This is a genomic window from Amycolatopsis vastitatis (assembly GCF_002234595.1).
Taxonomy (GTDB): Bacteria; Actinomycetota; Actinomycetes; order Mycobacteriales; family Pseudonocardiaceae; genus Amycolatopsis; species Amycolatopsis vastitatis.
Window position 1 is genome coordinate 1 of the sequence record NZ_NMUL01000039.1, and the last position, 25,308, is coordinate 25,308.

General features: G+C 70.2%; 19 protein-coding genes. 15 read left to right on the forward strand and 4 right to left on the reverse strand.

Going from position 1 to position 25,308, the window contains the following annotated elements; translation table 11 throughout:
- The first annotated feature begins 303 nt into the window (after positions 1-303).
- On the forward strand, positions 304-1,101 hold the full coding sequence (locus CF165_RS32855; RefSeq protein ID WP_093951477.1) for an alpha/beta fold hydrolase: 798 nt from the start codon (positions 304-306) through the stop codon (positions 1,099-1,101).
- The gene (locus CF165_RS32860; protein ID WP_093951478.1) at positions 1,098-1,859 is read left to right on the forward strand and encodes an SDR family oxidoreductase; all 762 of its coding nucleotides are present in this window, start codon (positions 1,098-1,100) and stop codon (positions 1,857-1,859) included. The genes CF165_RS32855 and CF165_RS32860 overlap by 4 nt, the downstream gene beginning before the upstream one ends.
- On the opposite strand, the gene CF165_RS32865 is transcribed toward CF165_RS32860, so the two are convergent.
- Positions 1,844-3,409: an IS1634 family transposase gene (locus tag CF165_RS32865; protein ID WP_093951479.1), complete on the reverse strand. Its 1,566-nt coding sequence runs from the start codon at positions 3,407-3,409 to the stop codon at positions 1,844-1,846. The genes CF165_RS32860 and CF165_RS32865 overlap by 16 nt on opposite strands.
- Before the next feature lie 153 nt (positions 3,410-3,562).
- Between CF165_RS32865 and CF165_RS32870 the strand changes: the two genes are divergently transcribed.
- The 5 genes from CF165_RS32870 (at position 3,563) to CF165_RS32890 (ending at position 10,257) form a co-directional block, all read left to right on the forward strand.
- Positions 3,563-6,160 (forward strand): bifunctional FO biosynthesis protein CofGH, encoded by a 2,598-nt coding sequence (locus tag CF165_RS32870; RefSeq protein WP_167441628.1) that lies wholly within the window; start codon positions 3,563-3,565, stop codon positions 6,158-6,160.
- A gap of 44 nt (positions 6,161-6,204) precedes the next feature.
- On the forward strand, positions 6,205-6,735 hold the full coding sequence (locus CF165_RS32875) for a DUF4232 domain-containing protein (RefSeq protein ID WP_205661036.1): 531 nt from the start codon (positions 6,205-6,207) through the stop codon (positions 6,733-6,735).
- A 90-nt stretch (positions 6,736-6,825) separates the two neighbouring features.
- Entirely contained in the window at positions 6,826-7,680 is an 855-nt protein-coding gene (locus tag CF165_RS32880; protein WP_093951481.1) for a HalD/BesD family halogenase, read from the forward strand.
- Between the two features lie 16 nt (positions 7,681-7,696).
- A complete protein-coding gene (locus tag CF165_RS32885; protein WP_093951482.1) occupies positions 7,697-8,521 on the forward strand; it encodes a class I SAM-dependent methyltransferase in 825 nt (274 codons plus the stop codon).
- The gene (locus tag CF165_RS32890; RefSeq protein WP_167441629.1) at positions 8,518-10,257 is read left to right on the forward strand and encodes a choline/carnitine O-acyltransferase; all 1,740 of its coding nucleotides are present in this window, start codon (positions 8,518-8,520) and stop codon (positions 10,255-10,257) included. Before CF165_RS32885 ends, CF165_RS32890 begins: the two co-directional genes overlap by 4 nt.
- On the opposite strand, the gene CF165_RS32895 is transcribed toward CF165_RS32890, so the two are convergent.
- Positions 10,246-11,166 carry an alpha/beta hydrolase gene (locus CF165_RS32895; protein WP_093951484.1) on the reverse strand — a complete coding sequence of 307 codons (921 nt, stop codon included), beginning with the start codon at positions 11,164-11,166 and terminating at the stop codon, positions 10,246-10,248. The two genes, CF165_RS32890 and CF165_RS32895, sit on opposite strands and share 12 nt — an antisense overlap.
- Positions 11,163-11,945, reverse strand: coding sequence for a class I SAM-dependent methyltransferase (locus CF165_RS32900; protein ID WP_093951485.1), 783 nt, complete (start codon positions 11,943-11,945; stop codon positions 11,163-11,165). Before CF165_RS32900 ends, CF165_RS32895 begins: the two co-directional genes overlap by 4 nt.
- A gap of 172 nt (positions 11,946-12,117) precedes the next feature.
- On the opposite strand from CF165_RS32900, the gene CF165_RS32905 reads away from it, so the two are divergent.
- The 8 genes from CF165_RS32905 (at position 12,118) to CF165_RS32945 (ending at position 23,894) form a co-directional block, all read left to right on the forward strand.
- Complete coding sequence (locus tag CF165_RS32905) at positions 12,118-14,316, forward strand: discoidin domain-containing protein (RefSeq protein WP_093951486.1); 2,199 nt, start codon at positions 12,118-12,120, stop codon at positions 14,314-14,316.
- A gap of 101 nt (positions 14,317-14,417) precedes the next feature.
- The gene (locus CF165_RS32910) at positions 14,418-15,092 is read left to right on the forward strand and encodes a winged helix-turn-helix domain-containing protein (protein ID WP_093951487.1); all 675 of its coding nucleotides are present in this window, start codon (positions 14,418-14,420) and stop codon (positions 15,090-15,092) included.
- Positions 15,089-16,555: a sensor histidine kinase gene (locus tag CF165_RS32915; protein ID WP_093951488.1), complete on the forward strand. Its 1,467-nt coding sequence runs from the start codon at positions 15,089-15,091 to the stop codon at positions 16,553-16,555. The genes CF165_RS32910 and CF165_RS32915 overlap by 4 nt, the downstream gene beginning before the upstream one ends.
- 1,188 nt (positions 16,556-17,743) lie before the next feature.
- Positions 17,744-18,751, forward strand: a complete 1,008-nt coding sequence (locus CF165_RS32925; RefSeq protein ID WP_093951490.1) for a LacI family DNA-binding transcriptional regulator — start codon at positions 17,744-17,746, stop codon at positions 18,749-18,751.
- A 339-nt stretch (positions 18,752-19,090) separates the two neighbouring features.
- On the forward strand, positions 19,091-20,467 hold the full coding sequence (locus CF165_RS32930) for an ABC transporter substrate-binding protein (protein WP_093951491.1): 1,377 nt from the start codon (positions 19,091-19,093) through the stop codon (positions 20,465-20,467).
- Entirely contained in the window at positions 20,445-21,419 is a 975-nt protein-coding gene (locus tag CF165_RS32935; RefSeq protein ID WP_093951492.1) for a carbohydrate ABC transporter permease, read from the forward strand. The genes CF165_RS32930 and CF165_RS32935 overlap by 23 nt, the downstream gene beginning before the upstream one ends.
- Positions 21,416-22,285: a carbohydrate ABC transporter permease gene (locus CF165_RS32940; protein WP_093951493.1), complete on the forward strand. Its 870-nt coding sequence runs from the start codon at positions 21,416-21,418 to the stop codon at positions 22,283-22,285. Before CF165_RS32935 ends, CF165_RS32940 begins: the two co-directional genes overlap by 4 nt.
- Positions 22,286-22,316: 31 nt before the next feature.
- Positions 22,317-23,894: a glycoside hydrolase family 13 protein gene (locus CF165_RS32945; protein ID WP_093951494.1), complete on the forward strand. Its 1,578-nt coding sequence runs from the start codon at positions 22,317-22,319 to the stop codon at positions 23,892-23,894.
- Positions 23,895-23,954: 60 nt separating this feature from the next.
- Here CF165_RS32945 and CF165_RS32950 read toward each other — a convergent pair whose 3' ends face one another.
- The gene (locus CF165_RS32950; protein ID WP_093951495.1) at positions 23,955-25,289 is read right to left on the reverse strand and encodes an LVIVD repeat-containing protein; all 1,335 of its coding nucleotides are present in this window, start codon (positions 25,287-25,289) and stop codon (positions 23,955-23,957) included.
- Between the last annotated feature and the right edge of the window lie 19 nt (positions 25,290-25,308).

Sequence of the window (25,308 nt, forward strand, 5' to 3'; positions counted from 1 at the left end):
GCTCAAAGCGAGTCATTCCTAGCAGTTTTTGGTGGGACACCCACTCAATCGCAATCCGCGAGAGCTTGGTTCGTGTCCCGGCGGCCACCCGGTCTCCCTGGCGACTTGGAGAACTTTACATGCCCCGAAAGGGCCCGAAACAGGGGGGTCCCTTAACAAGATCAGCGCAGGTCAGACCCCTTGACGGAGCCCGTCCGCGCCTCAGTCTGCCCCGAACCGGCCGGGAGCGCCACCGAAAGAACATTGCTCCGACTACATTGCGCCGTATTGCTCCGCGGCAAGGCTCCGCTTAGCGTCGGCCGCATGAGACTCGCCCACGACGACCTCGGCCCGAAGCGCGGGCGCCCGGTCCTCCTCGTCCACGGCCACCCCTTCGACCGCTCGATGTGGCGGCCCCAGGCCGAGCACCTGGCGAGGACCGGCTACCGCGTCGTGACCCCCGACCTCCGCGGCTACGGCGAGTCCCCCGCCCGGGGCACGAAGACGGGCCTCGACGTCTTCGCCGGAGACCTCGTCGACCTGGCCGACCACCTGGAGCTGGGCCGGTTCGTCCTCGGCGGCCTCTCCATGGGCGGCCAGATCGTCATGCAACTCGTCGCGGACCACCCCGAGCGCGTGACCGCCCTCGTCCTGGCCGACACCTTCGCGGGCCTCGACAACCCCCACGCCAAGCAGGCGCGCTACGACACCGCGGACCGCATCACCGAGGAAGGCATGGAGAGCTACGCCGAGGAGCTCCTCCCCAAGATGATCTCGAGGCAGACCCGCGAGACCAGGCCGGACGTCGAAGCGCACGTCAGGAAGATGATGCGCAACGCGCCGAAGGAAGGTGCCGCGGCCGCGCTCAGGGGACGCGCCGAACGCCCCGACTACACGCCGGGGCTGAGCGACATCGCCGTCCCCACCCTGGTGGTCGTCGGCAGTGAAGACGAGTTCACCCCGGTCGCCGACGCCGAGCTGATCCACCGCAAGGTCAGGGGCTCCACCCTGGTGGTGATCGAGGGCTCCGGCCACCTGCCTAACCTGGAGTGCGAGACCGAGTTCGACGAGGCACTCAGCACCTTCCTGACGACGAGCAAGAGCAGCGGAGCCACGCCATGACCCCGCAGAAGACCGTGTTCGTGACCGGCGCGAGCGCCGGCTTCGGTGACGCCATCGCGCGCCGGTTCGTCGCCGAGGGCGCCCGCGTGATCGCCGTCGCCCGCAGCGGCGACAAGCTGGCGAAGCTGGCCGGCGAGCTGGGCGACGCCGTCCTTCCGGTCACCCTCGACGTCAGCGATCCCGAAGCGGTCAGGGCCGCCGTCGACGGTCTCGCCGAAAACTGGCGAGAGGTCGACGTCCTGGTCAACAACGCCGGCCTGGCCAAGGGCCTGGAGCCCGCGCACCGGGCCGACCTCCAGGACTGGGACGAGATGATCGCGACCAACGTCCGCGGCCTCGCGCACGTCACGCGCGCGCTGTTGCCGGGCATGGTCGAGCGCGGCCGCGGTCACGTGATCAACCTCGGTTCGATCGCCGGCACCTATCCCTACCCCGGCGGCAACGTCTACGGCGCGACCAAGGCGTTCGTGCACCAGTTCAGCCTCAACCTGCGCAGCGACCTGCACGGCACCGGCGTCCGGGTGACGAACGTCGAGCCGGGCATGGTCGGCGGCACGGACTTCTCGAAGGTCCGCTTCGACGGCGACCGGGCCAAGGCGGACAAGGTCTACGAAGGCACCACGCCGCTGACCGCGGACGACGTCGCCGAGTCCGTCTACTGGGCCGCGTCCCAGCCGGAGCACGTCAACATCAACGTCATCGAGCTGATGCCGGTGGTCCAGAGCTTCTCGGCGCTGCAGATCTACCGCGAGGGCTGAAACAGGGAGAACAGCGCCTGCTGCGCCGGGTCCAGCTCGGTCAGCAGGCGTTTCGTCCGTGGCCGCCCGCCGGTGGACGGGTACCGCAGCACCAGCTCACCGATGCCGGCCAGCTGGTCGAGCAGCTCGCGCACCGACAGGTTCATCCCCGCCCGGTCCGCTTCGCGCCGCATCAGGTGCGTCACGGTCGCGGCGAGCACCGAGACGAGGCCGTGCGCGGCGATCCGCTGCCGCGTCCACTCCCAGCGCGGGGTCGGCCCGGTGACGGCGGGGCCGGTGAGCCAGCGGAACGTCGATTCGAGGTGGGTGCGGGCCCGGTAGGCCGTCACGACGTCACCGACCGGCCAGTCCCGGTCGGTGACCAGCACCTGCTTGCCGAAGAACTCGTCGTCGAGCCGCGCCACCGCGGCGGCGTCGATCCGCCGTTCGAGCCGGATCTCGCCGGGCCGGTTCCCGCTCAGGACGGCGGTGAGCACGCGCTCGACGCGCCGTCCCCGCGTCACCCGGCCGATCTCGGCGTGCACCTGGGCGCGGTCGCCGCGGTGGGTGCCCGCGGCCAGTGCCGCGGCCAGGCCGTCCAGCTCCCGGGTCGCCGTGGCCAGCTCGTCGGCGAACGCGCGGGACTGCGCCGCGTGCAGCGTTGCCGAATGCGTGAGGATCACCCGTCGCCGGACGCCGTCGACGACCGCGTGCGTGTCCAGCGCGGTGAGGCCCGCGAACCGCTCGGGGTCGACGCGCTTGCGCGCGGACGCGGGCTGGGTCAGCAGCTCGGGGTGGTCGGTCAGCGGCAACGACCCGACGAAACCGCTTCGCGAGCCCAGGTCCAGCTGGGCCGCCTGGCCGGCGTGGAAGACGAGCGTGGCCGGGCTGGGTTCTTGAGTGCGGCGGAGTTCGCCCATCAACGAGGCGAACGTCGGCGAGGTGCCGTCGTCACGCCGGTACAGCCGCGATTCGAGGGGGATCGCGCCGTCGCGGGTCACCCGCAGGCCCGCTCCGGCGAGCACGCCCTGACAGGCGGACGGCAGCGTGCAGTCGGCCGGCGCGAACGCAGCGAACTGCGGGACGTCGACGGCGAGCGCCGCGTGGTCGTCGAGGATGTCCAGGACTACGGTGGCGACGGTCTCCTCGATCCCCGCGATGCGCTCGGGGGTGAGGCGTTCGAGGGCCCGCCACAGTCCTGCCACCGTGGCCATCCGGGGCCGGACGAGATCCGCGGCCGCCCCGGAAGCCCACCACTCGCCGATCGGCGTCTCGGGCGCGGTCGCGCGGTGCAGCACCGCGACGGCGAGGGGCAGCCCGAGGCCCGGCTTCGATCGCACGACGTCATCGACACGGCGGACGAAGTCCAGGCGCGAAAGCGTCGCCCACACCGCGGCGACGTCGCCGTATGTCCGGTACGAAGCCGACGCGGGTTCGCCGCCGGGGACGGCGCGGGCGATCTCGTCGGCCGTGCCGAGGTAACGCTGGGTCACCACCCGCGGCTTTCCGTCGACCCGGGCGGACTCCGCCAGGTAGTAGTAGGTCCGTCCGCCGATCTTCTTGCCGACCACCGATGCCACCCTTTAGGTAATACACGCCGGGGAGCTGATCGACAACCACGCGAACCCGCTGACCTGCGGCGACGACCACCCGACCCGAAAGGGTGAGCCAGGTGCGGAACACACACTGGCTGGTCGCGTGAGGACGGTCCTAGCGTGGGCGGAATGGGACCCGAACCCGACGCCACCACCCCGACCGCCTCCGCGATGCGCCGCGCGCTCGCCCGGGCGCGTGACGGGAAGACACTCGACGTAGCCGAAGCGAGCGTCCTGCTGCACGCCCGCGGTGACGACCTCACCAAGCTGTCCGAGTACGCGTCGCGCATCCGCGACGCGGGCCTGACCGAGGCCGGGCGCGCGGGCATCATCACCTACAGCCGCAAGGTGTTCATCCCGCTGACCCGCCTGTGCCGCGACCGCTGCGGCTACTGCACGTTCGTCACCGTGCCGGGGCGGCTCGAATCGCCGTTCCTGTCCCCGGACGAGGTCCTCGACATCGCCCGCAAGGGTGCCGAAATGGGCTGCAAGGAAGCCCTGTTCACGCTCGGCGACCGGCCCGAGGACCGCTGGAAGGTCGCCCGCGAGTGGCTGGACGCGCACGGCTACGACGACACGCTCTCCTATGTCCGCGCGATGGCGATCCGAGTCCTCGAGGAGACCGGCCTGCTGCCGCACCTCAACCCGGGCGTGCTGACCTGGCAGGACTTCCAGCGGCTCAAGCCGGTCGCGCCGTCGATGGGCATGATGCTGGAGACCACGGCGACCCGGCTGTGGTCCGAGAAGGGCGGCCCGCACTACGGCTCACCCGACAAGGACCCCGCCGTCCGGCTGCGGGTGCTCGAAGACGCCGGGCGCAGCAGCGTCCCGTTCACCACGGGTGTTCTGATCGGCATCGGTGAGACGTTCGAGGAGCGCGCGGACGCGCTGTTCGAGATCCGCAAGATCGCCAAGACCTACGGCGGCATCCAGGAAGTCATCGTCCAGAACTTCCGGGCCAAGCCGGACACGAAGATGCGCGCGACGCCGGACGCCGACCTCGAAGAGCTCGCCGCGAACATCGCCGTCGCGCGGCTGGTGCTCGGCCCGAAGATGCGCATCCAGGCGCCGCCGAACCTGATCGGCAACCAGTACGACCTGATGATCCGCGCCGGCATCGACGACTGGGGTGGCGTCTCGCCGCTGACCCCCGACCACGTCAACCCGGAACGGGCGTGGCCGCAGATCGACGAGCTCGCCCGCCGCACCGAAAAGGCCGGGTTCGAACTCAAGGAGCGGCTCACCATCTACCCGGAGTACGTCAAGGCCGGTGAGCCGTGGCTGGACCCACGGATCACCCGGCACGTCGCCGCGCTCGTCGACTACGACACCGGGATGGCCCGTGATGGCGCGATGCCGGTCGGCATCCCGTGGCAGGAGCCGGACGGCGGCTGGCAGGAGTCCGGGCGCACCGACCTGCACACCGAGATCGACACCAGCGGCCGCACCGAGGACCGCCGCAGCGACTTCGACTCCGTGTACGGGGACTGGAAGGAGATCGGCGACCGGATCAAGACCGGGCCGCAGAGGTTCGACACGGACATCCTGGAAGCCTTGCGCAGCGCGGAGAAGGACCCCGCGGGCCTGTCCGACGACGCTGCGCTCGCGCTGCTGCACGCCGACGGCAAGGAGCTCGACGCCTTCACCCGGATCGCCGACGACCTGCGTCGCGAGACGGTCGGCGACGACGTCACCTTCGTCGTCACGCGGAACATCAACTTCACCAACGTCTGCTACACGGGTTGCCGTTTCTGCGCCTTCGCGCAGCGTCGCACCGACGCCGACGCGTACACGCTCTCGCTGGAGCAGGTGGGCGACCGCGTCGACGAAGCGTGGGCCGCGGGCGCGACCGAGATCTGCATGCAGGGCGGCATCCACCCGGATCTGCCCGGCACCGCGTACTTCGACCTCGCGGCCGAGGTCAAGCGCCGTCAGCCGGAGATCCACCTGCACTCCTACAGCCCGATGGAGGTCGTGAACGGCGCTTCGCGGACCAACCTCTCGCTTCGCGACTGGCTCATCAAGGCCAAGGAGTCCGGCGTCGACTCGCTGCCGGGCACGGCGGCGGAGATCCTCGACGACGACGTCCGCTGGGTGCTCACCAAGGGCAAGCTGCCGACGTCGGAGTGGATCAAGGTCGTCACGACCGCGCACGAGGTCGGGCTGCCGACGACGTCCACGATGATGTACGGCCACGTCGACACCCCCGCGCACTGGGTCGCCCACCTCAAGCTGCTCGCGCGGCTGCAGCGCGAAGGCCTCGAGAAGCACGGGCGGCGCGGGTTCAGCGAGTTCGTGCTGCTGCCGTTCATCCACCAGAGCTCGCCGATCTACCTGGCCGGCCTGGCCCGCCCGGGCGCGACGCAGAACGAGAACCGGGCGGTGCACGCGCTGGCCCGGCTGCTGCTGCACGGGATGATCGACAACATCCAGAGCTCCTGGGTGAAGCTCGGCACCGAAGGCAGCCGCGCGGTGCTGCAGGGTGGCGTCAACGACATCGGCGGCACGCTGATGGAGGAGACGATCAGCCGGATGGCCGGCGCGTCGCACGGGTCGTACAAGACGATCAGCGACATGCGTGCGATGGTCGAGCCGCTGGGCCGCCCGCTGGTCCAGCGCACGACGGGCTACGGACGGCCGTCGCCGGAGCGGATCGCCGCCGCCGAGGCTTCGGACGGCGTCGCGACGCAGGTGCGCAAGCCGCTCCTGCCGCTGCTCACGCCGTGAGGTGGGCGGGCGCCGGGTGACCGGCGCCCGCTACCCTCCGGCGCATGGGGGTTTCTCGCTTCGCACCGCTTCTCTTCGTCGCGCTTCTCGCCGGTTGCGGTACGCCGCCACCGCCCGCTCCGACACCGACGCCAACTCCGCCGAGCCCGACGTACGCTCCGCCGCCGTCGACCGGACTGTCGCTTTCGGTCGGCCAGGTCGAACTGGCCCTCGGCCACCGCGCCAGCGTCCTGACCCTGACCAACCGGGACACGACGCCGCGGAAGGTCACCGACTACCCCGACCTGAAGGTCCTCGCGGACGACGGCACCCCGATGGACATCGAAGTCAAACACGGGACGTCCTACTTCGCAGGCGACTTCGGGCCGCAGAACCTCACCCTCCAACCGGGCGAGAAAGCCCTGGCCGTGCTGTCGTGGTCGGCCACGGTGACGAGCGGTGACAAGCAAACCGGCGCCGCCATTTCCGTGGTGCCCGCCCCGGGCGAGCCGGCGCAAAAACAGCCCATCGAGACCGATGTGGGCACCACGGGCACCGTCACGGTCAGCTCGTGGGCCACCAAAATCCGCATGTGACCACTTTGTGTCACCGCTCACAAACCGACGGTTGACCAGCGGCGGTCTGTGCTAACTCTGTTCCTTCACCCGCCGGAAGGGACCTCGACGATGAGCACCTCCCTAGCGCCGCTGGAAATGGTCGACACCGACCGGTACCCGCTCACCGCCCCGGGCAGTCCCGCCTGGCGGGAGGCGGTCGACCGCACGCGCACGGAACTCGCCGACGTCGGCTGCAGCGTCCTCGCCGACTTCATCCGCCCCGAACTGCACGACGTGCTGCGGGAGGAATGCGCCGCGCTCGAACCGCACGCGTACACGAAGATCGAAAAGGTCAACGCCTACAACACCGCGATCGACCAGCCGCTGCCCGACGACCACCCGGGCCGGACGATCATGGAGCGCGGCAATGCCTTCGTCGCGCGCGACCGCATCCCGGCGTCGGCGATCATCAGCCGGCTGTACACGAGCCCGTTGTTCCAGCGGTTCGTCGCCGACTGCTTCGGCCTGCCGGAGCTGCACGAACTCGCCGACCCGCTGTCCGGGCTGACGCTCAACGTGATCGCGCCCGGCCGCGCGCACCCGTGGCACTTCGACACGAACACCCACACCGTCAGCATGCTGACGCAGGCCGCGGAGGACGGCGGGACGTTCGAGTACTGCCCGGGCATCCGGTCCGCGGCGGACGAGAACCTCGGCGACGTCCGGGCGGTGCTGGCCGGCGACACCCGGCTGGTCCGGCACCTGAACCTGCGGCCCGGTGATCTCCAGCTGTTCAAGGGACGCTTCGCACTGCACCGTGTCAGTACCGTGGAGGGCGGGACAGCGCGGCACTCCGCGATCTTCGCCTACAGCGAACGCACGGGGGTCGTCGGCAGCGCCGAGCGGACGCGGCAGCTGTTCGGCCGTGTCCTGCCCGCCCACCTCGCGGAGCGCACCGCCCGCGGCGACGAACTACTCGACTAGATCAGGAGCCTGGCCAGTGCCCTTCGACTCGACCGGCAAGATCTCGTTCGACCACATCTACACCGCGCCCGACCCGCGTCCGTTCTTCGGCACGCTCAAGCGCGTCGGCTACCACATCCCGCAGCTGGCGAAGCCGTACTTCGCGAAGCTGATCGCCGAGCACCACGCCGAGCGGCCGACCGTGCTCGACGTCGGCTGCTCGTACGGAGTCAACGCGGCCCTGCAGCGCTGCGGAGCGACGATGGACGACCTCTACGCCCACTACACCGACCCGGCCGTGCGCGCGCTCAACCACGCGGCGCTGGTCGAGGCGGACCGGAAGCGCGTCCGCAGCGGCAATCCCCGGTTCTACGGCCTCGACAGTTCAGCCCCGGCTCTCGAGTACGCGCTTTCCGCCGGCTTCCTCGACGAGGCGATCCACGCCGACTTCGAACGCGACGACCCGGACGGCACCCAGCAGAAGCTCCTGGACGACGTCGACCTCGTCATCTCCACCGGCTGCGTCGGGTACGTCACCGAGAAGACCCTCACCCGGATCGCGCGCGGCTCGCGGCCGTGGATGGCGCACTTCGTGCTGCGGATGTTCTCCTACGAGCCGATCGCCGAAAGCCTCGCCGAGCTGGGGTACGAGACCGCGGGCGTCGAAGGCGTCTTCCGGCAGCGGCAGTTCGCCTCCGCCGAAGAGCAGACGCAGATCCTGGACACCCTGAGCGCGGCCGGGGTCGACCCCACCGGACTGGAGTCCGACGGGTGGCTCTACGCCCGGTTGTATGTTTCCCGTCCTGAGGGCTCGGCCGCGGAACTCGCGGCCCGGCTCGAGACTTCCGAGCAAGAAGGATGACCGTGAGCAGTCCGGAATGGTCCACCCGCACTTTCGGCAACGAGGACCGGCTCCCCCGCGTCCCGCTCCCCACGCTGGAAGACAGCTGTCAGCGCTTCCTCGAGTGGTGCGGCCCGCTGCTGACGCCGGAGGAACTGGCGGAGACCGAAGCGGCGGTGGCCGAGTTCCTCGCGCCGGACAGCCCCGCACACGGGCTGCAAGCGGCGCTCGAGGAGTACGACCGCTCGCCGGGCGTGCGCAGCTGGCTCGACACGTTCTGGCCGTACCGCTACCTCGGCCGCCGCGACCGGATCGCGCTCAACGCCAACTTCTTCTTCCTGTTCCGCGAATCCCCGCTGGGCCAGGTGGAGCGCGCGGCCGAGCTGACCGCGTCCGCCGTGGACTACAAGCTGAAGCTCGACAGCGAACTCGTGCCGCCGGTGCTGCTGCGCGGCACGCCGCAGTCGATGGTGCAGCACAAGTACCTGTTCTCGGCGACGCGGATTCCCGGCGAGGTGCTCGACACCGCGCGCACGCAGTTCCCGTCGCCCGAGCGGCACATCGTCGTGTTCTCGAAGGGCACGCCTTTCCGCATGGACGTCCTCGCCGAAGACGGCCGCCCGCACTCGCCGGCGCAGCTGGCCGACGCGCTGCGCGCGATCCTCAAGGACGACCACGTCACCGACGTCCCGGCCGGAGCCTTCACCACGAAGGCCCGCGCGGAGTGGGCCGCTTCGCGGGCCGCGCTTCTCGAAGCGGGCAACGCCGCCGCGTTGGAAACCATCGAGACCGCGTTGTTCTGCCTGTGCCTGGACGACTTCACGCCGGCGGACGCCCTGGAAGCGGGTGACCGCCTGCTGTACGCCGACAACCGCTGGTACGACAAGGCGGTGTCGCTGATCGTGTTCGAAGACGGCACCGCGGGGATCAACGTCGAGCACTGCGAACTCGACGGCACGACGATCCTCGGCTTCACCGACGCGCTGCTGAGCGGGGCGCGCGAGGACCGCGAACCGGCTGACGGCGTCCCCGGCTACGAGATCGTCGAGTTCACGCTGACCGACGCACTCCGCGAAGACGCGCGCGCCGCCCGAGAAGCCTTCAAGGCCTACGCGGACGCGACGGCGACGCAGACCGTGTCGTTCGACTTCGGTGCGAACCGGGCGAAGGAGCTGGGGATGTCCCCGGACGCCTTCGCGCAGATGTCGTACCAGCTCGCGCATCGCCGTGCGAAGGGCCTGACCGGCGCGACGTACGAATCGATCGCCACCCGGCAGTTCCAGAACGGCCGGACCGAGGCCATGCGGGTCGTCACGCCCGAGGTCGTGCGCTTCGCCGACGTCATGACCTCCGACGCCTCCGCGGAAGAAAAGCGCGAAGCGTTCCGTGCCGCCGCGGCGAAGCACGTCACCCGCGCGAAGGAATGCCAGGCCGGTGACGCGCCGGAGCAGCACCTGTGGGAGCTGCAGCTGATCGGAAAACGCCGTGGCGACGCCGGAACGCCGGCCCTGTACACCTCGCCGGGCTGGCTGAAGATGCGGGACGACTACCTGAGCACCAGCTCGGCGCCGTCAGTCAACATCCAGTACTTCGGGTTCGGCTCCACCAGCCCGCAGTGCATCGGCATCGCGTACGTGCTGCTGCCGGACCGCTGGAACATCTACCTGAGCACGCCGAAGCACGTCTCGGCGGAGATGTACCGCTTCGCCGACGAACTCGCCCGCGCGGTGCGCGAACTGCAGGACCTACTGGCTTAGCAGGCGCCGCAGCCAGGCCAGCCGGGCGGCCCGCGCCGCCCGGCTGATCGCCGCGCCGGGCACCAGGGCATCGAACCCGTGGAACCCGCCCGGCCACACGTGCAGCTCGGCTGCGCCGCCGGCCTGCCAGATCCGGCTCGCGTAGACGACGACCTCGTCGCGGAACGTCTCGGCCGTGCCGACGTCCAGGAAGGCGGGCGGCAGGCCGGAAAGGTCTTCGGCGCGCGCCGGAGCCGCGTAGGCCGGGACGTCGCGGCGATCGCCGAGGTACGCCGTCCAGCCGACGTTGTTCGCCGTGCGGTCCCACAGGCCCCGGCCGTCGAGGTCGGCGGCGGACGCCGAGTCGCTGCGGTCGTCGAGCATCGGGCAGATCAGCAGCTGGCCCGCGAGGTCGGGGCCGCCGCGGTCGCGCGCCAGCAGGGTCGTCGCCGCGGCGAGGCCACCACCCGCGCTGACCCCGCCGATCACCGGGCAGCGGCCCAGGTGCTCGACCGTCCACAGGAGACCGGCGTAGCAGTCCTCGACCGCCGCCGGGTACGGGTGATCCGGCGCGAGCCGGTAGCCCGGCGAGACGACGGTGAGGTCCAGGTCCCCGGCCCAGTCCAGCAGGACGGGCACGTCCGCGCCGCGATGGCTGCCGACGATCAGGCCGCCGCCGTGCACGTGGTAGAGGACGCCTGCCGAAGCCCGGCCCCGCGGGGTGACGACCAGCAGCGGCACGTCACCGGCGTATTCCTCGCGGAAGGCGAACCCCGGATGCGCCGCGGCCAGCTCGCCGACGGTCCGCTCGTCCGCGGCGACCACCGCGCGGCGCGCGGGGATGTCGGCGAGCGTCGTCAACGGCGGACGTCCGGCGCGCAGCTCCTCGACGGCCGCCGCCAGCTCCGGATCGAACGGCGGCGGGGTCACGCCGTGGGATCGGAAACGACGAGGACCAGCGAACCGTCGAAGGTCGCCTGCTCGCGCAGCGCGCCGTAGCGGCGGTCCCACGTGCCGTCGTCGAGATCGTGCTGCAGTTCGGCGGCGAAGCGGTGGTGCACGCGGTCGTCGACGAAGCTCCACGCCGAGCACGACAGCCGCGCGCCCGGATCCAGGAGGCGTTCGGGACGCGCGTAGTACGCCTCGTTGAACCCGTCCGTGCAGTCGATCGGGATCGGCACGCCGACGACGGACGTGTGGCCGCCGAGCCCGTCGGCGATGTCGTCGATCGACGGATAGCGGCCGGCCTCGGTCTCGATCACTTCAGGCGCGTAGTCGAGCAGCCAGAACCGGCGCAGCCGCTCCGGGTCGCAGGTCAGGATCGCGATCGGGCCGCGCGTGACACGCCGCAGCTCCCGCAGCCCCGTCCACAGGTCGTTCCACTGGTGGACGCTGAACGTGCTCATCGCGCCTTCGAAGGCCCGGTCCGGGAACGGAAGTTTTTCGGCGACGGCGTCGATCGCCGGCGGCAGGCCCGCCGGCCGCTGCGCGCGCATCGACGCGGAAGGCTCGACCGCGGTCACCTCGCGGTCGGCCGGCTCGTACGCACCGGCGCCCGCGCCGACGTTGAGCACGGTTCGCGCGTCGCCCAGCGCGTCGATGATGTACTGGCCGATCCGCGGATCCGGCTTGCGGTAGTCGGTGTACACCCCGCCGATCGCGCCGTAGTCCGCGTCCCCTGCGCTGCCGTCGGCCCGTCGCTGGCTCATGGCGACAACGTAGCAAGTCGGACCGGACGTCGGATGAACCACGCGACCGTCAGAATCTGTCGCAAATTTGCGTAAGTCAGTCAAACTATTGCGGATTCTTGTTCGATATTCGTATGATCCCGATCACGTCGACGTCCTGCACCTCCCGATCCCCGCGAGAAAGGTGACGACGATGTCCCCTACTCCCCGGCGCCGCGCGGCATTGCTGGCCGCGGCGCTCGCCGCGTCCGGGCTGACCGTGCTGGTCACCGGCGCGACGACGCCCGCCGCGGCGGCGACCTGCCCGGCAACGGCGTCCGGCGGCGCGAGCGTGCCGTTCCGGACGGTCGAAGCCGAGTGTTCGGCGACGAACGGCTCGGCCGTCGGCCCCGACTACACCCAGGCGAGCCTGGCTTCGGAAGCCTCCGGGCGGCAGGCGGTCCGGATCGGGACCGGCCAGTACGTCGAGTTCACGCTGCCCGCGGCGGCGAACGCGATCAACGTCCACTACAACGTCCCGGACGGTTCCTCGGGCCGGCTTTCGGTATACGTCAACGGGGCCAGGCTGGGCAACGGGCTCTCGGTGACGTCGCGCTATTCCTATGTGGACACCGGCTGGATCCCGGGCGCGAAGACCCACCACTTCTTCGACGACGCGAGGTTGCTGCTGGGGCAGAACCTCGCGCCGGGCGCGAAGGTGCGCGTGCAGGCCGACTCGGGTGACGTCGGCCAGGCGACCCTCGACCTCGCCGACTTCGAGCAGGTCGGCGGCGCGGGCACGAAACCGGCGAACGCGCTCTCGGTCACTGACTACGGCGCCACGGCGGACGACGGCTCCGACGACTCGCAGGCGTTCCGCACCGCGCTGTCGGCGGCGCGCTCGCAGGGACGTGAGGTCTGGGTGCCGTCCGGGCGCTTCGAGATCGGCTCGGCCCTGCAGATCGACCAGACGACCGTGCGCGGCGCCGGCCCGTGGTACACCGTGCTGCACGGCAACAACATCTTCAACAACGGCAGCGCGTCCGGGAACATCAGGCTGTACGACTTCGCCGTGTTCGGAGACGTCACCGAGCGGAACGACGGCAGCCCCGACAACGCGTTCCACGGCGTCCTCGGGACCGGCTCGGTCGTCTCGGGCCTGTGGATCCAGGACACCAAGTGCGGCCTGTGGCTGATGAACGGCGCGTCGTCGAACGTCACCATCGAGAACAACCGCATCCTCGACACGCAGGCCGACGGCGTGAACTTCGACGGCGCGGTCACGAACTCGGCACTGCGCAACAACTACCTGCGCAACAACGGCGACGACGGGCTCGCGCTGTGGTCCAACGGGCAGGCCGACTCGGGCAACACCATCGCGAACAACACCGTCGTCCAGCCGAACCTGGCCAACGGCATCGCGCTGTACGGCGGCTCGGACAACACCGTGAGCGGCAACCTGGTGCAGGACACCAACGCGCTCGGCGGCGGTTACGTCGTCGGGAACCGGTTCAACTCGGTCCCGCTGGGCGGCACGATCACACTGTCCGGCAACACCGCGCTGCGGGCCGGAGCGCTCGACCCGAACTGGCAGTTCGGCGTCGGCGCGTTGTGGTTCGACGCACGCGACCAGGCGATCACCGGCGTGACGATCCGGGTCACCGGGTTCACCGCGATCCAGAGCCCGTACGAGGCGATCCAGTTCATCGACGGCAACGGCGCCGGCAAGCCGATCCAGGGCGTCACCATCGACGGCGTCTCGGTGCAGGGCGCCGGCACGTTCGTCGCGCAGGCGCAGACGCAGGGGTCGGTGTCGATCAGCAACCTGACGGCGTCCGGCGTCGGCGTAACCGGGACGTACAACTGCCCCTACCCGGCGTCGATCCCGCGCATGACGTTCAGCGGGTCCGGCAACAGCGGCTGGACCGGCACCTGGAACGACTGCTCGACCTGGCCCCCGCCGAACTCCGGTCCGCCGCAGCCGCCGCAACCGGGCACCAACCTCGCGCGGGGCAAGGCGATCAGCGCGTCGGGTTCGCAGGGTGGTTTCCCGCCGTCGAACGCGGTCGACGGGGACGCGAACTCCTACTGGGAGAGCACGAACAACGCCTTCCCGCAGACGCTGACCGTGGACCTCGGCACGGCTTCGTCGATCAACAAGGTGACGCTGCGCCTGCCGCCGTCGCCGGCCTGGGGCACGCGCACCCAGACGGTGACGATCTCCGGCAGCACCGACGGCGGCTCGTACACGACGCTGGTGGGTTCGCGCGGCTACGCGTTCGACCCCGCGTCCGGCAATACCGCGTCGGTGTCGTTCGCGGCGACGTCCCAGCGTTTCGTGCGGTTGACGTTCAGCGGCAACACCGGCTGGCCCGCCGGCCAGGCGTCCGAGTTCGAGGTGGCGGCCGCCTAGTGTGACGAAACGGCACGGCGGCTCGACGGTTCCGCACGAGAACCGCCGGGCCGCCGGGCCCTGCACTAATCTCGCCGGGAGATCATCCCCGGGGAGGACCAGTGCCGCGTCTGCTGCTCGTCGAGGACGACGAGGCACTGGCCGAAGCCCTTTCGCTGGCGTTGCGCGCCCTCGGCCACGACGTCGTCCACGCCCCCACCGGCGAGCACGCGCTGACCGCGCTCGGCGACGCCGAGTTCGTCCTCCTCGACGTCATGCTGCCCGGCATCGACGGCTTCGAGGTCTGCCGCCGCATCCGCGCCCGCAGCCGGCTGCCGATCGTGCTGCTGACCGCGCGCGGCGACCCGATCGACGTCGTCGCCGGGCTCGAATGCGGCGCCGATGACTACGTCGTCAAACCGGCGGAACCCCGCGTGCTCGACGCTCGGATCAAGGCGATCGGCCGCCGCGCGCACCCCGCCGTGCCGGAAGCCGGCCTGCTGCGCGTGGGTGAGCTGGAGATCGACGCCGCCGCGATGAGCGTCACCCGCGGGGGCGAGGAGCTCGCCCTGACCGCCACGGAGATCCGGCTGCTCGTCGAGTTCGCCGAGCACCCGAACCAGGTGCTGAGCCGGCAGGTGCTGCTCAAGCGGGTCTGGGACTACGGCTACGTCGGCGACTCGCGGATCGTCGACGCGGCGGTCGCGCGGCTGCGGGCCAAGGTCGAGGACGACCCGGCGAACCCGGTGCTGCTGCGCACGGTCCGCGGCCTCGGCTACCGCCTGGTGACGAAGTGAGGCTCCCGGCCGTCAGCCTGCGGACGCGGATCGTCGCGGCGATCGTCGGCGTGACCACGACGGCGACGGCGGTCATGGCCTTTTTCGCGTACCAGGTGCAATCCGGGGACGCGGTGCAGGCGTTCACCATCGCCGTCGAGTCCAAGATGATCAGCGACAACCTCGAGGTGCAGAAGAAAGTCGACCGGGCCCGGCCCGATCAGGTGGCCGATGTGATCCTTTACGAGCTCAGGTTGCAGCCCGTCGGCTGGCTGCTCGTGACCAAACCGCCCGGCAAGCCGTTCACCACGATCGCCCGCGCGCCCCTGGAGCTCGACGGACACCGGATCGTTTACCTGGGGCCACCCGCGATGGTCTCCACCGAGACCCCGGAGGAGGTGCTGCGGCCGGTCGAAGCGGCGGTTCTTTCCCACCCTTCCGGGTCGGTCTGGCAGAACACCGCGGTCACCACGGATCCGGCGACCGGCCGCCCGGCGCTGGTCGTGAGCCGCTACTTCGGCCGCGCCGACTACTACCTCGTCGAACTCTTCGATCTCGGCGTGCTGGAAACCGACCTCGGCGCGCTGCGCCGGAACCTGGCGCTCATCGCGCTCGGGGTGAGCGTGCTGGGGGTCGGCGTCGCGTTCTTGATCGGCCGCCGGATCCGCCGTCCGATCAAGGAGCTGTCCGCCGCGGCCGACGAGCTGGGCGCGGGCGCGCTCGGCACCCGCGTCCCGGTCAAGGGCCGGGACGAGGTCGCCGCGCTCGCCGAGTCGTTCAACACGATGGCCGCGCGGCTCGGCGAGTCCATCGAAGAACTGCACGCGAAGGACCGCCAGCAGCGGCGGTTCGTCGCCGATGTCGCCCACGACCTGCGGACGCCGCTCGCCTCGATGATCGCCACCGTCGACAGCCTCGACCACGCCGAACCCGCCACCCGCACCCGCGCCGCCGAGATCCTCGGCACTCAGGCCCGCCGGCTGGCGAAGCTCGTCGAAGACCTCCTCGAGATCGCCCGGTTCGACGCCGGGAAGGCCGACCTGCGGGTGGCTCCCGTAGACCTCGCCGACCTGGTCGCGGACGCCGCCGAAGTCACCGGCGTCGAGGCCGCCGTGACCACGGCCGGCGACGTCACGGTCATCGCCGATCCGCGGCGAGTGCACACCGTGGTGGCGAACCTGCTGAGCAACGCCGTCCGGCACGGCGCCGCGCCGGTCGCGGTCACGCTCGACGGCACCGGCGACGACGTCGTGGTGCGCGTCGCCGACGCCGGGCCCGGGGTGCCGGCGGACCTGCTGCCGGTCCTGTTCGACCGGTTCACCCGCGGCGACCACGCGCGTCAGGCGACGGAGGGCAGTGGGCTCGGATTGGCGATCGCCCGGGAGAACGTGCTCGTGCACGGCGGATCACTGGCGGCGCACAACGACGACGGTGCCGTGTTCACCGTGCGGCTCCCCCGGTCCGCCGGTGTCGAGAACGCCTGATCGGCGAACGCGGTGAGCTGCCGCCAGCTCAGGTCGCGCGGGTGCTGACCGTCGAAGTAGGGCAGCGGCAGGTGCGCGAGCAGCACCGCGGCGCCGATCAGTGGCCACGGCCGGAAGTCCCGGACCGGACCGAGCCACAGCAGCAGCGCGAAGTTCGTGACCAGCAGGAACCCCCAGCGCGCCCAGTCCCAGCCACCGAAGGCGAGCAACGCTGGCGCCGCAACGGCCGCGGCACCGAGCACGTCCGGCCGCTGTGTCAGGAAGCCCGTCACCACCACGACGAGGATCGGCGCCAGCAACACCAGGACCTCGGTGACGGAGTACAGCCGCCAGCTTTCGCTCTGGGTGCGCTCGAACAGCGCCAGCGCATCGGCTCGCGGGGCGAAGCCGGCGCCGGCCATCGCGGTCCACAGCCGGTCGGCCGCGCCGGCGTTCGACGCCGGCATCGCGAGCACGGTGAGCTCCGCCGTCACCGGTGCCGCGAGCAGCACCGCTGCACGTTGCCAGGGAAACCGCCGCACCAGCACGACCGCGAACACCGGGAGGACGGTGAGCGCCGCGATCTCGTGCACGAGCACCGCGGCGGTCATCAGCCCGGCCGCCACCGCGGGCCGTCGCGGCAGTAGCCACAAAGCGGCGAACAGCAGGAGGTACAGCACCTGTTCGAAGTAGCCGACGTCGTGGAAGAAGAACCCGCCGGTCGGCAGCAGCAGCCAGCCGACGACCAGGAACCGGTGGCCGGAGTACCGGGCACGGAAGAACGCGAGGCCCAGCACCGTCAGCAGTGCCCCGAGGACGGCGAACGCCGCGACCGCGAAGACCCAGTACGCGTAGCCGGTGACCACGGCAAGCGGGTGCAGCAGGGTCCCCACGAGGAACCGGCGGTGAAAGCCGTCGGTCACCGACACGGCTTCGAGCGTCGCGACCCAGTCGCCCGGCATCCGGAACCCCCGGTAGGCAGCGAGCAGCAGAGCGAGTGCGGCGAGCGCCGTGAGGCCACGGGATCCCGTGGCCCGGGCGGTGGCGCGGTCGAGTGTGCTGGTCATCGTCCCCCTCGGATCGTGTTCCCGAGGGCCAAGCTAGGAACGGGATGTGCGCGTCGCGCGACCGTTGATCCACAGTTCGGCGCCGGTTCGGCACGCCGTCCATCGTCCTGCTTTTTCGCCTGCTTGCTGTAAAGTTTCACGCATGACGCGTCGCCTTGCCGAAGTCGCCCGCCAGGTCGGGGTCAGCGAAGCCACGGTCAGCCGCGTGCTCAACGGCCGGTCCGGGGTGTCCGCCAGCACCCGGGCCGCCGTGCTCACCGCACTGGACGTGATGGGCTACGAACGGCCCACCCAGCTGCGCGGCGACCGGGCCCGGCTGGTCGGGCTGGTGCTGCCGGAGCTGCAGAACCCGATCTTCCCCGCACTGGCCGAGATCATGGGCAACGCGCTCGCCCAGCAGGGGTTCACGCCGGTGCTCTGCACGCGGACGGCGGGCGGGGTGTCCGAGGCCGAGTACGTCGAACTGCTCCTGCAGCAGCAGGTATCGGGCGTGGTGTTCGCCGGCGGGCTGTACGCGCAGGCGGACGCGATCCACTCGCACTACCACCACCTCGTGGAGCGGCGGCTGCCCACGGTGCTGATCAACGCCGCGGTCGACCACCTCGGGCTGCCGCAGGTCTCGTGCGACGACGCGGTCGCCGTCGAGCAGGTCGTCGGGCACCTGAGCTCGCTCGGGCACGAGAAGATCGGCCTGGTGCTCGGACCATCCGATCACGTGCCGTCCCGGCGCAAGCTCGAAGCATTCCAGGCGTACGCGGCGAAGCTGGGACTGCCGGTGCTGGACGAGCTGGTCGAGCACGGGATGTTCTCGATCGAAGGCGGCCACGCGGCAGCGGCCCGGCTGTACCCCCGCGGCGCGACAGCGGTGCTGTGCGCAAGCGATCTGCTGGCCTTGGGCGCGATCCGCGCCGCGCGGCGACAGGGACTGTCGGTCCCCGAGGACATCTCGGTGGTCGGCTACGACGACTCGGCCCTGATGAACTGCACCGACCCGCCCCTGACGACGACCCGCCAGCCCATAGAGGCGATGGGCCGTGCGGTGGTGGAACTGCTGGTCAAGCGGATCAACGGCGGCGAAGTGGCAGCCGAGGAGCTGCTCTTCGCGCCGGAACTGGTGGTCCGCGGTTCCACCGCCCGCCGCACGGCTTAGCACTCAACCCCAGGGGCGCGACGGTTCCGGCCGTCGCGCCCTTTCGCATGCCTGCCCCAGGGTCACGACACTCCGTCGGAAAGCAGCGCTCCCGCGCGGAAAGCAGCCCCCACCCTCTCCGGGGGACCGGCCCCGCATCCAGCGTATCGGGCCCACCCGACGAAAAGCCGGAAAAGCCGTGCGAGGGGCTGGGTTGTCCACATCGCCGCCGCCCTGTGGACAACCACCACCTGTTCGTAGTTTGCACGGTCCAGTCGTCTTATTGCGTCAATCCAGTCTCACACTTTAGAGTGACCGCAATCACGTGACAGCCGTCGCGACCCTGAGATGAGGCTTGAGATGAGCAGTCCCTGGTCCCGAACCGTCTCCCGCCGGACGTTGTGCCTGCTCGCCGCAGGTGGCCTCGCCTTGGGGGTGGCCGCCTGCGGCGACGGTGACAACGCCGCTCAGACCGGCGGCAAAGTGAAGATCACGGTCACCGGCCAGCCGCCGACCAGCCAGCCGTTCGAGCGCAGCGTGTTCGACGCCGACGTCAAGGAGTTCGAGGCGGCGCACCCGAACATCGACATCGACCCGCACGAAGGGTTCATGGACCCCAAGACGTTCTCCGCCAAGCTCGCCGGCGGCCAGCTCGAAGACGTCTACTACGTCTACTTCACCGACCCCGCGCAGATCATCGCGCGGCACCAGGCCGCCGACATCACCGAAGCCGCGAAGAGCGTCCCGCACGTCGGCGACCTCAAACCGGAACTGCTCGACAACTTCCGCGACGCCGGCGGCAAGCTCTACGGGCTGCCGACGATGAACTACACGATGGGCCTGCTCTACAGCCGCCCGTTGTTCCAGCAAGCGGGGCTCGACCCGAACAAGCCACCGCGGACCTGGGACGAAGTCCGCGAAGCCGCGAAGAAGATCTCCGCGCTGGGCAACGACATCGTCGGGTACGCCGACTACAGCAAGAACAACCAGGGCGGCTGGCACCTGACCGGCTGGCTCTACTCGATGGGCGGTGACATCGCCCGCAAGGACGGCGACAAGTGGGTCGCCGACTTCGACAACGACAAGGGCAAGAAGGCCCTCCAGTACCTGCATGACATGCGCTGGTCCGACAACTCCATGGGCGCCAAGCAGCTGCTCGAAGCCCAGGACGTCCAGCGGATGATGGGCGCCGGCCGGCTCGGCATGTACATGGCGGCTCCGGACAACATCCCGGTGCTGGTCAAGCAGTTCAACGGCAAGTACGAGGACTACGGCATCGCGGGCATGCCCGGCGGCCAGGGCACCCTGCTCGGCGGCGAGGGCTACATGATCAACCCGAAGGCGTCGCCGGAAAAGATCAAGGCCGGCCTCGAGTGGATCCAGTGGAAGTACCTGAACCCGGATCGCTTCGAAAAGCACATCCGGCAGTACGTCGACGGCAAGCAGCCGGTCGGCCTGCCCGCCGAACCGACCCCGGACATCTGGCAGGGCGCGGTGCGCGACCAGCAGCTGACGTTGAAAGCCAAGTACGCCAACGTTCCCGCCCAGAACTTCCAGTCCTACGTGGACACGACCAGTCACATAAAGGGCAGCATCGAGCCACCGAACGCCCAGCAGATCTACGCCGCGCTCGACAGCGTGATGCAGGCCGTGCTCACCGACCAGAACGCGAACATCGACCAGCAGCTTTCGTCGGCCGCGTCGAAGGTCAACAATGTCCTCGCCCAGGTCAAGTAGCCTGCTCGCCTGGCCCGCGGCAAGACCGTCGCGGGCCAGGCGCCCGGGTGCGACGCAAGAAGAACGACGCCGGACCAGGCTGCGCCGCAAGCTCAAGGACAACCTCACCGCGTACGGCCTGCTCTGCGCCGCGCTCGTGGTGTTCGCGCTGTTCTCGTGGTACCCGATCGTGCGCGGCGTGCTGCTGAGCTTCCAGCAGGTCGACTTCGTCAACGCGCCGACCTGGGTCGGTTTCGGCAACTTCGCGAAGCTGTTCGAAGATCCGCTGTTCGGGGTCGCCTGGCGCAACACACTGCTGTTCACCGGCCTCGCGCTGGTCTTCGGGTTCGCCGTCCCGTTCCTCACGGCCGTGCTGCTGAACGAGCTGCGCCACGCGAAGGCGTTCTTCCGGCTCGCCGTCTACCTGCCGGTGATGCTGCCACCGGTCGTCACGGCGCTGATGTGGAAGTGGTTCTACGACCCCGGTCCTGGCCTGTTCAACTCGGTACTCGGCGCGGCCGGCCTGCCCGGCGGCCGGTGGCTCGACTCGAGCGGCACGGCGATGCTGTCGCTGGTGTTCGTCTCGACGTGGGCCAACATGGGCAGCACCACCCTGATCTACCTGGCCGCGCTCGGCACGATTCCCGGCGAACTGTACGAAGCCGCGGAGCTCGACGGCGCCGGGCTGTGGAAGCGGCTGCGGCACGTGACGTTCCCGCAGACCCGGTTCGTCCTGCTGGTGCTCCTCCTGCTGCAGATCGTCGCGACCATGCAGGTGTTCACCGAGCCGTACGTGATGACGGGCGGCGGACCGGACGACTCGACGGTCACCGTGCTCCTGCTGCTCTACCGCTACGCCTTCGTCTACAACGACTTCGGCTCGGCGAGCGCGATGAGCCTCTTGCTGTTCGTGGCGCTCGGCGTGTTCTCGGCGTGGTACGTCCGGTTGACGCGGAAGGCGGACCAGTCATGAGGACACTCGTCTCCCCGAGCGCGTTGCGCAGCCCCCGCGGCACGGTCGTCTACGGCGTCGTCTTCGCCTGCACGTTGGTGCTGTTCGTGCTGGCCTTCCTCTTCCCGCTCTACTGGGCGGTGACCGGGGCGATGAAGTCCCCGCAGGAGCTGGCGCAGACGCCGGCGACGCTCGTCCCGCACGAGTGGCACCCCGAAACGTTCGCCGACGCGTGGGACCAGCTGAGCCTGGGCAAGTACTTCCTCAACACGCTCGTCGTCGCCGGCGGCGCCTGGCTGGCGCAGCTGGCCATCGACGTCCCGGCCGCGTTCGCGCTGTCGAAGCTGCGGCCGAAATTCGGCAACGTCGTGCTCGGGCTGATGCTGGCCACGCTCATGCTGCCCGCCACGGCGCTGCTGGTCCCGACGTATGTCACGGTGACGGACCTGCCGCTGCTCCACCTCAACCTGATCAACTCGCCCACCGCGGTGTGGCTGCCGGCGGCGGCGAACGCGTTCAACATCTACCTGCTGAAGCGGTTCTTCGACCAGATCCCGGACGAGCTCGTCGAAGCGGCGCGCATCGACGGCGCCGGGCCGGTGCGCACGCTCTGGCGGATCATCCTCCCGATCTCGCGGCCGATCCTGGCCGTCGTGTCGATCCTCGCGGTGGTCACCGCGTGGAAGGACTTCATCTGGCCGCTGCTGGTGTTCCCGGACACCGGCAAGCAGACGCTCTCGGTGATGCTGCAACGGGTGGCGATCGACATGCCGCTCAACGTGCTCGTCGCCGGGATGGTGCTGGCCAGCCTGCCGATGGTGGCGCTGTTCCTCGCCTTCCAGCGGCAGATCCTCGCCGGGCTGACCGCCGGCAGCGTCAAGGGCTGAGGCATTCACAACGACCAGGAGGGGCTCTTTCGTGACCGACAAGACCGGCTGGTGGCGAAGCGCGGCGATCTACCAGGTGTACATCCGCAGCTTCGCGGACGGCAACGGCGACGGCGTCGGCGACCTCGCCGGCGTCCGTGCCCGGCTCGACCACCTGGCCGACCTGGGGATCGACGCGATCTGGTTCACCCCGTGGTACCCGTCGCCGATGGACGACGGCGGCTACGACGTCGCCGACTTCCGCGACATCGAGCCGCTGTTCGGCACCCTCGCCGAGGCGGAGGCCCTGATCGCCGAGGCCCACGCCCGGGGCATCCGCGTGATCATCGACATCGTGCCCAACCACTGCTCCGACGAGCACCGCTGGTTCCAAGCCGCCCTGGACGCGGGTCCGGGTTCGCCGGAGCGGCAGCGGTTCTGGTTCCGTCCCGGCCGCGGCCCGGACGGCAGTGAACCGCCGAACAACTGGAAGTCACGCTTCGGCGGGTCGGCGTGGACCCGCGTGCCGGACGGCGAGTGGTACCTGCACCTCTACAGCTCGCGCCAGCCCGACTTCAACTGGGACAACCCGGAGATCCGCACGGAGTTCGAGGACGTGCTGCGGTTCTGGTTCGACCGCGGAGTCGACGGCTTCCGCATCGACGTCGCCGACGGGCTGGTCAAGGACCCGCGGCTACCCGACGTCGACGACGGCGACGAGTCGCCGTTTTCCGACCAGGAGGGCTTGCACGAGATCTACCGGTCGTGGCGCAAGATCGCCGACAGCTACGCGGGTGAGCGGGTGCTGGTCGGCGAGATGTGGCTGCCGGACATGTCACGGGCGGCTCGCTACCTGCGCCGCGACGAGCTGCACTCGGCGTTCAACTTCGACTTCCTGGTCTGTCCGTGGGACGCCGCGCGTTTCCGGGACGTCATCACCCGCACGTTGCGAGCGCACGACGAGGTCGGCGCGCCGGCGGCGTGGGTGCTCTCGAACCACGACGTCACGCGCCACGTCACGCGCTATGGCCGCCCACGCGACACCGGCTTCTCCTTCGCCGACCGCTTGCACGAGCTGCCCGTGGACCGGGAGCTGGGCACCAGGCGGGCGCGGGCGGCGGCGCTGCTGACGCTGGCGCTGCCCGGCGGGCTGTACGTCTACCAAGGCGAGGAGCTGGGGCTCTGGGAGGTCCTGGACATCCCCGACGACCTGCGGCAGGACCCGGTGTGGGCACGCACGCACGGCGCCGACCCCGGCCGCGACGGCTGCCGGGTGCCGATCCCGTGGTCCGGCGACGCCCCGCCGTTCGGCTTCGGCCCGGGTGGCACGTGGCTCCCCCAGCCGGTCGAGTGGGCGGGCTACACGGCCGAGGCGGAAGCCGCCGATCCGGCGTCGATGCTGTCGCTGTACCGGGAAGGCTTGCGCCTGCGGCGCGAACTCCCTGCCGACGAGCTCGAATGGCTTTCGCCGGCCGACGGCGTGCTGGCGTTCCGCCGCGAGCCGGGATTCACGTTCGTGCTGAACTTCTCGACCACACCGATCCCGCTCCCGGACGGAGAAGTCCTGCTGGCCAGCGGCCCGGTGACCACCGAACTCCCGACCGACACCGCGGTCTGGCTGCGATCCTGAAAGCCGTGAACGGCCCGTTGAGGGACTTGAAGCCCCTCAATGGGCCATTCACGGACTTGGTTACTTCGTCAGCTGCAGGATGTCCACACCGCGGGCGTTGTCGGCGACGTAGACGTACTTGCCGTGCCAGTACGGCGCCCACGCGCTCGCGTCACCGGGGCGGTAGTACGCGATCTGCCGCGGGTTCGTCGGGTCGCTGACGTCCAGGAACCGTGTGCCCTGCGCGTAGAACGACTGCACCAGGATGGTGCCGCGGACGTCGAAGTAGTGCGCAGAACAGTCGTCGGAGGCCGGGTCGCTGCCTTCCTGGCCGTTGACGCTCCAGGTGCCGACGCTGCGGAGCCGGAACGGCTTGTCCGGCGTCGAGCGCCAGCCTTCGCCGTTGTACGAGCCTTCGAGCGACGAGATCGTCAGGACGCCGTCGCCCGCGCAGCCGTCGACGAAGTTCTCCTCCGTCGCGTAGATGAGGTCCCGGTTGCGCCAGGCGCCGTCTCCGACGCGGTGGCCGGCCGGGTGGAAGCTGTTGTGCATGAACCGCGACGGCGCCGCGGTCTCGGAGATGCCGCCACCGGCGTAGGGCACCGGTTCATGCGCGGTCGCACGGCGGATCTTGCCCGTCAGCGGGTCGCGGTGCACGCCGTTCGTCCAGTAGCCGCGCACGCCGCCGCGTCCGGACACCCAGGCCACGCCGTTGCCGTCCACCTGCACGTCGTGCACGTAGTCGGTCTTGCCGTCGTTGCGGGCCAGCTCGATCGGCTGCGGGTTCACCTTCGGGTGCTTCGGGTCGCGCACGTCGGTGACCCAGATCGGCCGCCCGCCCCAGTCGGCAGGCTGGTCGTCGGCCTTCGCCGGGCCGCCCGTCCACAGGTAGCGGCACCCGTCGACGCAGCTGGTGGTGTGGCCGGCGGGCACCTTGGTGTAGCTCAGGATCGCCGGGGCTTCGGGTTTGGCGACGTCGACGACGTAGATACCGGACTCGCCGGTGTGGGTGGTGCCCCCGAACGCGCGCGGGTCCCGCGAGAGGAACACGAGCTTGCGGACCGGGTCGACCTCGGTGTCCTCGGTCTCCCACAGCCCCGGCAGGCTCACCTGCCCGACCAGCTTCGGCGCCGCCGGGTTCCTCGTCAGGTCGTACACCTTCAGCCCGAACTCGCCGGACACGACCATCACGTCGCGGCGGCCGTAGTCGAGGAAGTTGATCGAGATGGCGCCGGCGGCGTCGGGCAGATTGCCGACGGCTTTGACGTTCTTGATCGCGCCGGGGTCACCCGCGGTGCGGGCGGCCGGGGTCGCGGGCTTGTCGTCCTCGCCACAGGCGGCGGCCGGCAATCCGGTCGCGACCAGCGTGGCGCTGACGGTGACGGCGGCGAAGCACGACCGCAACCAGGTGCGCACGCGGAACCTCCCAGAACGC

Bases quoted from the DNA above. Each gene is read 5' to 3' on its own strand.
- CF165_RS32905 (WP_093951486.1), top strand. From the start codon at position 12,118: ATGTCCCCTACTCCCCGGCGCCGCGCGGCATTGCTGGCCGCGGCGCTC.
- CF165_RS32935 (WP_093951492.1), top strand. From the start codon at position 20,445: ATGTCCTCGCCCAGGTCAAGTAGCCTGCTCGCCTGGCCCGCGGCAAGA.
- CF165_RS32880 (WP_093951481.1), top strand. From the start codon at position 6,826: ATGAGCACCTCCCTAGCGCCGCTGGAAATGGTCGACACCGACCGGTAC.
- CF165_RS32870 (WP_167441628.1), top strand. From the start codon at position 3,563: ATGGGACCCGAACCCGACGCCACCACCCCGACCGCCTCCGCGATGCGC.
- CF165_RS32860 (WP_093951478.1), top strand. From the start codon at position 1,098: ATGACCCCGCAGAAGACCGTGTTCGTGACCGGCGCGAGCGCCGGCTTC.
- CF165_RS32940 (WP_093951493.1), top strand. From the start codon at position 21,416: ATGAGGACACTCGTCTCCCCGAGCGCGTTGCGCAGCCCCCGCGGCACG.
- CF165_RS32855 (WP_093951477.1), top strand. From the start codon at position 304: ATGAGACTCGCCCACGACGACCTCGGCCCGAAGCGCGGGCGCCCGGTC.
- CF165_RS32925 (WP_093951490.1), top strand. From the start codon at position 17,744: ATGACGCGTCGCCTTGCCGAAGTCGCCCGCCAGGTCGGGGTCAGCGAA.
- CF165_RS32890 (WP_167441629.1), top strand. From the start codon at position 8,518: ATGACCGTGAGCAGTCCGGAATGGTCCACCCGCACTTTCGGCAACGAG.
- CF165_RS32900 (WP_093951485.1), bottom strand. From the start codon at position 11,945: ATGAGCCAGCGACGGGCCGACGGCAGCGCAGGGGACGCGGACTACGGC.
- CF165_RS32875 (WP_205661036.1), top strand. From the start codon at position 6,205: ATGGGGGTTTCTCGCTTCGCACCGCTTCTCTTCGTCGCGCTTCTCGCC.
- CF165_RS32930 (WP_093951491.1), top strand. From the start codon at position 19,091: ATGAGCAGTCCCTGGTCCCGAACCGTCTCCCGCCGGACGTTGTGCCTG.